Raw genomic sequence first — 11,276 nt, 5'->3', positions numbered from 1 at the left:
TCATCCTATCAAAATATCCTATTTTCTCATATCTTTTATTTTATCGACATCTGGATCATCTTCCCGATCATCAAACCAGGGAGTTTCCAGGATGAAAGGCCGATCTTCAATAACTTCGTTATTTATGATCTGCTCAAAACCTGCAAAACCGATTTCTCCTTCGCCGATGTGAGCATGTTCATCTTTTTCGCTGCCCAGTTCATGAACGGAATCATTGATATGCAAAACCTTCAGTGCTTCCAGACCGATATTTTTATCGATATCATCGAGAAGCCTGTTTAGACCGTCGTATTTGCTCACCTCATAACCATAGGCGAAGGCATGACATGTATCTATACAGATGCCCAGCTCACTGCCAAAGTCGCTCAGAGAGATAATTTCATTGAGATCTTCCATGCTGGAACCGATCTTGGTTCCCGCTCCGTCCACGTTTTCCAGGAGCAGCCCGGTGCTGCCTCCCACATCCTGCAGGACCTCATCTATACCCCTGGCTATTTTCTCTATTCCGGCCTTTCGGCCCGAGCCGGTATGACTGCCCGGGTGGAAGACGAGATAATCCGCTCCCAGCCTATCCGAGCGCCGGTAGTCATCTTTCAGACCGGCCACTGATTTCTGCCAGAGATCCTCTTTGGGAGAGGCTATATTGATAAGATAGGTGGAATGAACCACCACCGGGTCCAAAGCCGCCTCCTGCCTGGCTTCTTTGAAATCAAATTGAGCCTCTTCGGTCAGTTTCTTGCCCTGCCAGCCTCGCGGATTTTTCACAAAAATTTGTACGGCATTACAACCTATATCGACGGCCCGTTCAACAGATTTGTCCAGTCCTCCAGCTATAGAAACATGTTTTCCCAGCTTCATATATTCTCCTCTCGTTGTGACTGAACCCAAAACAAAAGATAAAAAGACAAAAAAATAAAAGCAGGAGATTAAATGGACTGAAAAGTCCATTTAAAACTCCTGAATCGGTCAAAAGGCTAATGTTTAAAGATCGTACTTTTCTTTCTCTTCTTCATCCATCTCCTTTATGGCCTGGATGCGGGAGAGATTTAATCTGTCCTGATCGTCGATCTCGGTCACCTTAACCGGCACCTCATCTCCGACTTCCAGAATATCTTCAACTTCATTGACGTGATAATCAGCCAGTTCGGATATATGAATCAGGCCTTCCCGGCCGGGAACTATCTCGGCAAAAGCTCCGAAATTGACTATCTTCTTGACCTTGCCGGTATAAATCTCGCCTACCACGACTTCCCGGGTTAATTCCTCTATCATATTTCTGGCTTCCTCTCCACCTTCCTGATCTTCGGAGAGGATGTAGACGGTGCCATCATCCTCAATGTCTATCTGAGCACCGGTTTTATCTATGATCTTATTGATCATTTTACCGCCGGGTCCTATCACATGACGGATTTTATCGGGATCAATCTCCAGAGTTATCATGCGCGGGGCATGGGGTGAAAGTTCAGATCTGGGCTCGGCTATGACTTCGCTCATCCTGTCCAGGATATGCAGCCTGCCCTCTCTGGCCTGATTGAGAGCTTTTTTCATGATCTCTTTGGAAATGCCTGAAACTTTGATATCCATCTGCAGGGCGGTTATACCTTCGCGGGTACCTGCCACCTTGAAATCCATATCGCCGAAGAAGTCCTCAAGGCCCTGGATATCGGAAAGAATAGCTATATCATCGCCTTCTTTCATCAGTCCCATGGCGATTCCGGCCACCGGCGATTTGAGAGGCACTCCCCCGTCCATCATGGCCAGACAGCTGCTGCAGATACTGGCCTGAGAAGTAGAACCGTTCGACTCCAGCACCTCAGAAACCAGCCGGATTGTATAAGGAAAGTCTATCTCGTCCGGCAGCACCGGACTTAAAGCTTTTTCACCTAAAGCTCCGTGACCTATCTCTCTTCTGCCCGGACCGCGGAGCGGATTGGTTTCACCAACGCTGTAAGGCGGGAAGTTATAATGATGGAGAAAGCCTTTGGTCTCCTCTTCTCCCAGTCCAAAAAGAATCTGCTCATCGCTGGATGCTCCCAGAGTTAAAACGCTTAAAGTCTGAGTTTCTCCTCTTTTGAACATGCCGCAGCCATGTACCTTGGGAACAAATCCGACGTCGGACTCGATCGGCCTGACTTCATCTAGATCTCTGCCATCAGGGCGTTTACCATTTTCGATTATTTCCCGGCGGACGAGTTTTTTGGCCAGGTCATCGAGCTCATCTTCCAGCATATTCTCGTACTCCGAAAATGTTTCTTCATCTAATTCTTCAGCGAGCTCGCCCATGATCTCTTCCCGGGCGGCGTCCATATTCTCTTCGCGTTCCAGTTTTTTCTTCGTGAAAGCAGCCTCTTTCATCTTTTCAGAGCCCAGCTCTTCCACCTTATCTTTGAGCTCGTCGGGTAGTTCGGGAGGATCTACTTCCATCTCTTCCTGGCCGATCTCGGCGGCCATCTCTTTTTGCAGCTTTACTATCTCTTTTATATGTTCGTGAGCGGTGTCGATAGCTTCCACCACCATCTCTTCGGAAAGCTCCTGAGCATTGCCCTCAACCATCATCACAGCATCCTCGCTGCCGGCTACCATGAGATCAAGTTCGCTTTTTTCACACTGCTCATCGTCAGGATTGACAATCAGTTCATCATCGACCAGCCCCATCTTGACACCAGCTATAGGTCCATCGAAAGGAATATCGGAAATCATCAATGCCGCAGAAGCGCCGTTCATGGCCACAATTTCCGGAGCACAATCATCGTCGACGGATAATACTGTGGCGATCACCTGAATATCATGACGGAGTGATTGAGGAAAAAGCGGCCTTAGAGGTCTATCGATTAAGCGCGCAAATAAAGTCGCTTCATCTCTGGGTTTGCCCTCTCTTCTGGTTATGCTTCCCGGTATTTCACCGATTGCATAGACCCTTTCCTCATAATTTACCATCAGGGGTAGATAGTCTATACCCTCTCTCGGTTCTTCCATGGTGGCGGTCACCAGAATGGTCGTGTCGCCATAACTTGCCATAACCGAACCATTGGCCTGCTGAGCATATTTGCCGGTTTCAAAACAGAGTTCTTCTCCTGCTATCTCGGTACTCCAGGTCTTTTCCATAAATCAACCTCCTTGCTAAGCGATTATTTTTCCTGAAATTTTTAGTTAACAATAAGAGCGGGTGGTTAAACCCGCTCATGTCTGATCTATCCTCTTATACCAATATCTTCAATAAATTCACGATATCTCTCGATATCGTTATTCTTGAGATATTTTAGCAGCTTTTTTCTTTTGCTCACCATCTTGATCAATCCCCTGCGCGAAGAGTGATCCAGCTTATGATCTTTAAGATGTTCGGTTAAATCCTTAATACGGGCGGTTAAAAGCGCTACCTGCACTTCTGGCGAGCCCGTATCGCCCTCTTCACGCCGGTATTCCTCGATTATTTCCTGTTTTTCTTCTTTGGTAATCATTTAAACTACACCTCCCTATGCTGGTATAAACCGCTGACCGAGACTCCGCCGGTGTGAGCGCAAATCCCAGTCAGGGTAGTAAAAAATCAGATACAACTTCTCATTCCACCTATTTCAGAATATCATAAAATTTTTTTGGTGTAAAGAATATCGGATTTTATCGTCTCTTTGAGCCCCTCAACCGAATCAAATTTCTGCTCTTCGCGAATAAACTCCACCGGAGTGAACTCCAGCCGGCTGCCGTAGAAATCTCTATCCTCTTTCAGATCGAGAATATGAATTTCTACCCGAAAATCCTCCTCCGAAAAGGTGGGATTTCTGCCAAAATTGGCTATAGAGCGGTACTCTTTCTCCTCATGAACGACATAACCGGCATAAACTCCTTTTTTGGGCCTGACATAATCAGCCTCCAGTTCGAGATTGGCCGTGGGAAAACCTATCTCATGACCCCGACCGGAACCGTGAACAACTCTGCCGGCCAGGGCGAATTTTCTGCCCAAAAGGGGAGGAATTTTTCCCACTCTTCCTTCCGAAATCAACTTTCTTATCCTGGTGCTTGATATTTTTTTACCCTTTATTCTGAGAGGGGAAACTATCTTTACTTCGAAGTCCAGATATCTGCCCATTTTTTTTAAATCCTGGCTCGTTCCTTCTCCTCTGTGGCCGAAAGTAAAATCTTTACCCACCACCAGCTGCCCGCTCTTCAGCTCATCGCAGAGGATACCGGCGATAAAATCCTTAAAATTCATCCGCGAAAATTCTTCGGTGAACTCCTGACAAAAATAATAATCGAGGCCAATTTCCTGCAGTATTTCTTTTTTCTGCCGCTGAGAACATATTACCCTCGGCCCTTCCTCCTGATTAAGCACCCGGCGGGGATGGGGAACGAAAGAAAAAATTCCTGCGGCTAGATCACTGCACCTGGCATTATTTCTGGCTTTTTTGATGACCTTTTGATGTCCCCGGTGCAGGCCGTCGAAAGTTCCCAGAGCCAGGGAAGTGGCTTTATCCTGGTATTCAGAAAACTCATCATCTTTATATACCTTCATCTTATTTACCTCCAGCTTTGCTGACTATACCCAGAGATTAAAAACGCGTTCAGGCTTAAAAACCCTGCCGGTTTCATCTTTGCTCAATCTGCTTATTGAAATAAACATACCCTCCGGACCCCTGATAATAAACCTCTGATCTTTTTCATCGAGATCTGACTCCGGAATAACTTCCTCAAAAGCTTCTTCCGGCAGAAGGTTGCCGTTAACAGCCTGCTCAACCGCTTTTTTCTTCACATTGAGCTCCGGATAGGTAAGCGGCTCGGTAGGATCCATCATGATATCATCCAGTTTTTTAGCTGCAGCTATCCGGGTAAAGGTCAGCGCCGAATCAAGGGTGAAATTCCCGGAAGCATTTCTTATCAAAAAGCTCAGGATCCCTCCGCAGTCCAGTTCTTCCCCGATATCCCGGGCAATAGATCTGATATAGGTTCCCGGCGAACAGGTTATATCGAGGGTTAAACAGGGAGGATTAAAATCTATGAGTTCCAGATTTTTTATCGTCACCTCTCGCGGCTCTCTTTTTACTTTCTCGCCGGAGCGGGCCAGCTCATAAAGCCTTTTACCATCCTTTTTCACGGCTGAGTACATGGGAGGTAACTGCTCTATTTCTCCGCGAAATTTCTCCAGAATTTCCTCCAGTTCCTCGCGCGTCAGTCGGGGCAGTTCAGAATCTGCCAGAACTTCCCCCTCTTTATCGAGGGTATCTGTTTTGATGCCCAGCTCGATCTGGCAGCGGTATTCTTTTTTATCGCCGGGCAAAAATTGAATAATTTTCGTGGCTTTGTTCAAGCAGACAGGCAAAACCCCCGCTGCCCGGGGATCTAAAGTGCCGGTATGTCCCGCCCTGTGTACGCCTGGAAATTTCTGCAGCCAGTCCACGACATCAAAGGATGTCATGCCCGGCGGCTTGAAAACATTGATTATGCCGGCTTTTTTAGACATGTTTTTCCACCTCAGCGATAATGGTCTCGACCGCTTTATCCAGGTCACAATCAAGAAGACAGCCGGCCGCCCGGGGATGGCCTCCGCCCCCAAATTTTCCGGCTATATCGTTGACCCTGAGATATTCATTGGAACGGAAGCTGACCTTAATACCCTCTTCTTCCTCGCTGAAAATAAGGCCGACCTCCACCCCATCGATATCGCGGGCGTAATTGACAAATCCTTCTCTATCTTCGGGACCGGTTCCGGTGAGCTGATAATCTATGTTTCTCAATTTGAGGTAGGCTATCTTCCCTCCGGCAGCAGTTCTCAAAGAGGTAAGAGCCCGCCCTAAAAGCTGGATAACTCCCGGCCTGTGACTGGCATAAAGGCTGCGGTTAATTTCGTAAAGGTCCACTCCTTCATCCATCAATCTCAAAACTTTTTCGATCACCCTGCGGCTGGTATTGCTGTAGCGGAAAAAACCGGTATCGGCCAGTATGGCCAGCGCCAGCGCCCGGGCAGCAGAAAAATCGATTTCCAGGCCGGCTTTTTCGGCCAGATCGAGAATTATTTCTCCCGTAGCGGCTGCGGAAGGAACCACCAGATTTATATTTCCAAAATGACTGTTATCCTCGTGATGATCTATGTTGATGAGCTGAGGTCGGCCGCTTTGCTCTCTTATCCGCTCCAATCTATCGCGGGCCGGTTTTAACCTGTCGATATCGCTGCAGTCCAGTGCTATAAGAGCATCGCAGTCCTCGAGAGGAATATCCTCATCATACAGAGAAACTCCAGTTTTTAACCCGGAAAATGCCAGCTCAAATTTTTTGGGTATTTCCTCGTATACGATAATCTCGTTATCTCCACCAGCACCGGCCAGCAAATTGCTCAGGCCCGCCAGCGCGCCCAGACAGTCTCCGTCAGGATCTATATGTCCCATTAAAAAGAAACTTCCGCCCCTCTCAAAGGCCTGCAGAAGGACGGAAATATTATCGCTTTCAGAAGTAAATGGAGTGGCTGGATTCATTTATTCTAATCCTTTCTTTCTTCCTGCTTTTCACCGCTGTCAGCGGTTTCCTCATTGTCATTCTCCTGATCGCTGTTCTGACGCTTTTCCATGGCCTGTTTGTCTTCGGCCCGGGCTTCTTTGATTATTTCGGAGATGTGAATACCGTGTTCGATAGATTCGTCGTACTTAAAGACCAGCTCAGGCGTGTGGTATACTGTTATTCTCTCCCCTACAAGGCAGCGAATATAACCGTTGGCTTCGCTCAGACCGTCCATGGTTTCCTGCTTTTCTTTCTCGCTGCCCATCACACTGATATAAACTTTGGCATGCCTCAGATCACCGCTTACATCGACCTCGGTGACCGAGACAAAATCACCTATGCGGGGATCTCTCACCTCTCTTCTGATTATCTTACTGATCTCCTCTTTTAAAAGTTCGCCCAGTCTTCTGTCGCGTTCTTTGACCATAGCTCTCACCTCTCTTTTAAAACCGGAGGTTAAAGTGTACGCTTAACCTCTTTATAATCGTAAAATTCGAGGATATCTCCCTCTTTTATATCATCATAGTTGGCTATACCAACTCCACATTCATATCCTTCTTTGACCTCTCTGACATCATCCTCGAAGCGTTTGAGGGAGGAAATTTCTCCTTCATGTTTTACGATGCCATCTCTTATGACTCTCACCTGGAAATTGCGATTTACAATTCCGTCTCTGATATATACTCCGGCCACATTACCGATATCAGGAACCTTGAAGATCTGTCTGATCTCGGCATGTCCTCTGACTCTTTCTTTTAATTCGGGCTGGAGCATACCCTCCATGGCATCTCTGATATCTTCAAGCGTCTTGTATATAACTCTATAGGTGCGGATATCGACCTTTTCCTTTTCAGCATACTGCTGTGAGTTAAGGCCGGGTCTAACATTGAATCCGATGATGATAGCATTGGAAGCGCTGGCCAGATCGACATCGGTCTCGGTTATGGCACCCACACCGGTGTGGATAATATTTATACCAACCTCATCGGTGCTCATATCCTTTAAAGCCTGGCGCAGAGCCTCGAGCGAACCCTGTACATCGGCTTTGATGATAAGATTGAGCTCCTGAATTTCACCCTCCTGGACCTGCTCATAAAAGTCCTCGAGAGTGACTCCGGTATCGGCCTTTCTTCTGATCTCAAGCTGTTCTTCTTTGCGTTCAGCAGCTACCTCTCTCGCCCGCTGTTCGTCCGCGAGCACCTGGAGAAAATCACCGGCAGCCGGAACATCGGAAAATCCTAAAATTTCTACCGGAGTGGCCGGACCGGCCCTCTCGATCCGCTGTCCATGTTCATCTATCATAGCCCTCACCCGGCCGCAGACTGAACCGGCCAGAACATTATCGCCCACATTGAGTGTGCCGTTTTTGATCAGCACTGTAGCTACCGGGCCCCGACCTTTATCGAGCTCAGCTTCGATAACGACGCCCTCGGCCGGACGATGGGGGTTGGCCATAATCTCTTCAATCTCGGCCTGCAGGATTATCATCTCCAGAAGTTCATCTATATTTTCTCCCTGCAGAGCGGAGATTTCCACGCATATGGTTTTTCCTCCCCATTCTTCGGGCACAAGCCCGTATTCAGTCATCTGCTGTTTTACCTGTTCGGGCTGGGCATTGGGCTTGTCTATTTTATTTATGGCGACCAGCATCGGTATTTCCGCTGCCTGAGCGTGATTGATCGCCTCGACAGTCTGCGGCATGATACCGTCATCGGCAGCTACAACTAAAATTGCTATATCGGTGATCTGAGCTCCCCGGGCCCGCATGGAGGTGAATGCCTCGTGTCCGGGTGTATCGATAAAGGTGATCTTTTCTCCTTCTACGGTGACCTGATAGGCTCCAATATGCTGGGTGATCCCTCCGGCTTCGGTCTCGGTCACTTTGGTTTCACGAATTACATCGAGCAGAGTGGTTTTGCCGTGGTCGACATGACCCATTACAGTCACTATCGGAGGTCTCAGTTCATAATCCTCATCCCTGTCCTCAAAATCGGTCATAACTTTGAGATCAGAACAGGGTTCGATATCTTCCTCTTCCCCGCTTTCAACTGTCACATCCAGATCGAGCTCCTCAACAACTTCCTCCAGAGTATCCTCTTCCAGAGAATAGTTGATATTGGCCATAATACCGAGTCCCATCAGGGATTTTATCAACCGGTTGGAGGGGATGCCGGCAGTTTCAGCCAGCTCCTTGACGGTTACCGGAGGGGCAATCTCCGGCAGAGTTTTTTCCCGCGTCCGGACTGCTGAAGATGAGTCCTCAGATTCTTGTCTTTGCCGCTCTTTTGTTTCCGTATCTTCAGATTTTTCGTCTGCGGATGTATCTTCAGTTTCTTTTTCGGTTTCGCTCTGCTGCCCCTGGTCCTCGTAATAAATTTCTTTGACCAGCTCGGCAGTTTCATCATCTATAGTTGCCATGTGACTTGATACATCAATATCCAGGTCCTGAAGCAGATCAACTACCTCCAGACTCTCTAAATCCATCTCCCTGGCCAGTTCGTATACTCTCAATTTTCCCAAAAGAACCACCTCCGTAAAAAATACAGCTTAAAATGCAGCGGTACTGCATCTTTACCTGTTCAAATTATCCATGTTTGATCTCCTCAACCAGCGATTCGTACAGTTCGTCTGTTATTTCAACTTTCAGCTCCTGCTTTAAAGCGTTTTTCTCACAGGCTAAATCCAGACATTTCACCTGAGGACAAAGATAGATCCCCCTGCCCGGCAGATCGGACCCCGGATCCACTTTTACTTCACCTTTATTATTAACCACTCTCATCAGTTCAATTTCGTCCCTGAGATCACCGCAACCTGCACATTCTTCCAGCGGGCTGGCGCTCAAGAAATTTCCCTCCTTAATTGGAAGTCAGATAGAATTAGGTTGGCCTCAAAGGGCACTTTTTTAATCAATCACTTCATCTTCAGCTGTTTCAGCCTGTTCTTGCTCAGAAAGCTCTTCCGAATTCGATGATTCTTCTAGCCCCTCGTCCTCATCTTCAATCTCCTCTTCATCTCCTATATTTTCGTCCTCTTCTGCACTCTGAGATTCGCTTTCAGGTTCTTCAGCCTTCTCTGAATCAATTTCGCTATCTGTAGGAGAGGTTTCTTCTTCACCTCCGCTTTCGAACTCAGATTCTTTTTTAATATCGACCTTCCAGCCGGTTAATTTAGCAGCCAGACGGGCATTTTGCCCCTCTTTACCTATGGCAAGCGAAAGCTGGAAGTCAGGAACAACAACTTCTGCCACCTGTTCCTCTTCATCTATATTGACCTCTTTGACCTCGGCGGGATTTAAAGAATTGGCAATCAATTCGCCCGGGTCAGGATTCCACTCCACAATATCTATCTTCTCGCCATTTAACTGATCGACTATGGCCTGCACCCGGCTGCCCCGAGGGCCCACGCAGGCTCCAACAGCATCGACATCTTCCTCATTGGAGGCTACGGCAACTTTTGATCTTTTGCCGGCCTCTCGGGCCACTGCCTTTATCTCCACGGTGCCGTCGAATATTTCCGGTATTTCAATTTCGAAAAGCCGCAATAGTAATCCCGGATGGGTTCTCGAGACCAAAATTTTCGGTCCTTTGGTGGTAGAGCTCACCTCGACTATATACAGCTTTATCCTGTCCCCGACCTCGTAATTTTCATCTTCGATCTGCTCGGAAGGGGGCAAAAGAGCTTCCGTCTTGCCCATATCTATCAAAATATGATCATTTTGAAATCGCTGAATGGTGCCTGTTATAAATTCGCCCTCTTTTTCCTTATAATGCTCGTAAATTACATCTCTCTCGGCCTCTCTAATCCTCTGCATGATGACCTGTTTGGCCGTCTGAGCAGCTATTCGACCGAAGTCAGCAGGGGTTATCTCCACATCGATTACATCCTCTATTTCGACCTCAGAATCGATTTCCTGCGCTCTTTCCATATCTATTTCAAAATTTTCATTGTCCACTTCCTCGACCACACGTCGGCGGGAGTAGACCTTTACCTCCCCTCGATCGGTATCCACCTCTACGTGGACATTTTCCTTGGAACCATAATCTTTTTTATAGGCTGATTCCAGCGCTGTCTCCAGCGCATCGATCAAAATCTCTTTGGGAATATCTTTTTCCTGTTCTATATCGTCGAGGGCCTGAAGAAAATCAAAATTCATATCTTAGCCTCCTCATTCCAGCTGAAAATCTACATCTAGACGCGCCTTGGCGATGCTGCTGTAGGGCAGCGCCACTCTTTTACCGTTCTCCTTGAGCATCACCTCGACGGTGTCATCATCTATCCCCTGAAGAATTCCGGTGAATTCCTTTTTATCCTCGATAGGAGCATAGGTCCTGATAAAGACATTTTCGCCGGCAAATCTGGAAAAATCCTCTCTGCCTCTGAGAGGTCTTTCCAGTCCTGGCGAGGACACTTCAAGAATATAGCTTTCCGAGATAAAATCCTCCTCATCCAGCCAGTCGGAAAGCCCTCTGCTTATTCTTTCGCAGTCTTCCAGATCAACCTCTCCCTCTCTATTTTCGATAAAAACTCTCAAAACTCTTTCGGAGCCTTCTTTTACGTAATCGACGGCGACGAGCTCGAGATCTTCACCACTTAGCATGGTTTCAACCCGGCCGGCTACTCTTTCGGAAGTCTTCACTGCACATCATCTCCTTTGAACTTGTTATCCTCTGTTCGTTATTCATTTTTAAAATCCTCTGTTCACGATGAAATTTTTCCTGTGTTTGAGTTTAGTTTTTACCAAAAATCGTTCTCCCCCCGCTAAACTCGAAAGTTTCCGGTATCACTTCGCTTTA

11 protein-coding genes are annotated in these 11,276 nt (G+C 47.3%); all 11 read right to left on the bottom strand.

The window, feature by feature from the left end; genetic code table 11:
* Positions 1-18: 18 nt before the first annotated feature.
* The 11 genes from BLT15_RS04635 to BLT15_RS04585 all read right to left on the bottom strand — a co-directional run bounded on the left by BLT15_RS04635 (position 19) and on the right by BLT15_RS04585 (position 11,119).
* Positions 19-858 (bottom strand): deoxyribonuclease IV, encoded by an 840-nt coding sequence (locus BLT15_RS04635; protein ID WP_089759249.1) that lies wholly within the window; start codon positions 856-858, stop codon positions 19-21.
* A 123-nt stretch (positions 859-981) separates the two neighbouring features.
* A complete protein-coding gene (gene pnp / locus BLT15_RS04630; RefSeq protein WP_089759147.1) occupies positions 982-3,105 on the bottom strand; it encodes a polyribonucleotide nucleotidyltransferase in 2,124 nt (707 codons plus the stop codon).
* An 86-nt stretch (positions 3,106-3,191) separates the two neighbouring features.
* Positions 3,192-3,458 carry a 30S ribosomal protein S15 gene (gene rpsO, locus BLT15_RS04625; protein ID WP_089759145.1) on the bottom strand — a complete coding sequence of 89 codons (267 nt, stop codon included), beginning with the start codon at positions 3,456-3,458 and terminating at the stop codon, positions 3,192-3,194.
* A 122-nt stretch (positions 3,459-3,580) separates the two neighbouring features.
* A complete protein-coding gene (locus tag BLT15_RS04620; RefSeq protein ID WP_089759143.1) occupies positions 3,581-4,507 on the bottom strand; it encodes a bifunctional riboflavin kinase/FAD synthetase in 927 nt (308 codons plus the stop codon).
* 24 nt (positions 4,508-4,531) lie between these two features.
* Positions 4,532-5,452 carry a tRNA pseudouridine(55) synthase TruB gene (truB, locus tag BLT15_RS04615; RefSeq protein ID WP_089759141.1) on the bottom strand — a complete coding sequence of 307 codons (921 nt, stop codon included), beginning with the start codon at positions 5,450-5,452 and terminating at the stop codon, positions 4,532-4,534.
* Positions 5,445-6,461 carry a DHH family phosphoesterase gene (locus BLT15_RS04610; RefSeq protein WP_089759139.1) on the bottom strand — a complete coding sequence of 339 codons (1,017 nt, stop codon included), beginning with the start codon at positions 6,459-6,461 and terminating at the stop codon, positions 5,445-5,447. Before BLT15_RS04610 ends, truB begins: the two co-directional genes overlap by 8 nt.
* Positions 6,462-6,466: 5 nt before the next feature.
* Positions 6,467-6,910 (bottom strand): 30S ribosome-binding factor RbfA, encoded by a 444-nt coding sequence (gene rbfA, locus BLT15_RS04605; RefSeq protein WP_089759137.1) that lies wholly within the window; start codon positions 6,908-6,910, stop codon positions 6,467-6,469.
* A 29-nt stretch (positions 6,911-6,939) separates the two neighbouring features.
* The gene (infB, locus tag BLT15_RS04600; RefSeq protein WP_089759135.1) at positions 6,940-9,003 is read right to left on the bottom strand and encodes a translation initiation factor IF-2; all 2,064 of its coding nucleotides are present in this window, start codon (positions 9,001-9,003) and stop codon (positions 6,940-6,942) included.
* A gap of 64 nt (positions 9,004-9,067) precedes the next feature.
* A complete protein-coding gene (locus BLT15_RS04595; protein ID WP_234985511.1) occupies positions 9,068-9,325 on the bottom strand; it encodes a YlxR family protein in 258 nt (85 codons plus the stop codon).
* 60 nt (positions 9,326-9,385) lie between these two features.
* On the bottom strand, positions 9,386-10,636 hold the full coding sequence (nusA, locus tag BLT15_RS04590) for a transcription termination factor NusA (RefSeq protein WP_089759134.1): 1,251 nt from the start codon (positions 10,634-10,636) through the stop codon (positions 9,386-9,388).
* A 12-nt stretch (positions 10,637-10,648) separates the two neighbouring features.
* Positions 10,649-11,119 (bottom strand): ribosome maturation factor RimP, encoded by a 471-nt coding sequence (locus tag BLT15_RS04585; RefSeq protein WP_234985510.1) that lies wholly within the window; start codon positions 11,117-11,119, stop codon positions 10,649-10,651.
* Positions 11,120-11,276: the final 157 nt, after the last annotated feature.

It is taken from the genome of Halarsenatibacter silvermanii (assembly GCF_900103135.1).
In the GTDB taxonomy this organism is placed as follows: Bacteria; Bacillota; Halanaerobiia; order Halanaerobiales; family Halarsenatibacteraceae; genus Halarsenatibacter; species Halarsenatibacter silvermanii.
The sequence above is the reverse complement of the archived record's forward strand: the minus strand, read 5'-3'. Positions and strand labels throughout refer to the sequence as shown.

What these genes read in the sequence shown, in the direction of transcription:
- BLT15_RS04635 (WP_089759249.1), bottom strand. Translation starts at nt 858, where the DNA reads ATGAAGCTGGGAAAACATGTTTCTATAGCTGGAGGACTGGACAAATCT.
- pnp (WP_089759147.1), bottom strand. Translation starts at nt 3,105, where the DNA reads ATGGAAAAGACCTGGAGTACCGAGATAGCAGGAGAAGAACTCTGTTTT.
- rpsO (WP_089759145.1), bottom strand. Translation starts at nt 3,458, where the DNA reads ATGATTACCAAAGAAGAAAAACAGGAAATAATCGAGGAATACCGGCGT.
- BLT15_RS04620 (WP_089759143.1), bottom strand. Translation starts at nt 4,507, where the DNA reads ATGAAGGTATATAAAGATGATGAGTTTTCTGAATACCAGGATAAAGCC.
- truB (WP_089759141.1), bottom strand. Translation starts at nt 5,452, where the DNA reads ATGTCTAAAAAAGCCGGCATAATCAATGTTTTCAAGCCGCCGGGCATG.
- BLT15_RS04610 (WP_089759139.1), bottom strand. Translation starts at nt 6,461, where the DNA reads ATGAATCCAGCCACTCCATTTACTTCTGAAAGCGATAATATTTCCGTC.
- rbfA (WP_089759137.1), bottom strand. Translation starts at nt 6,910, where the DNA reads ATGGTCAAAGAACGCGACAGAAGACTGGGCGAACTTTTAAAAGAGGAG.
- nusA (WP_089759134.1), bottom strand. Translation starts at nt 10,636, where the DNA reads ATGAATTTTGATTTTCTTCAGGCCCTCGACGATATAGAACAGGAAAAA.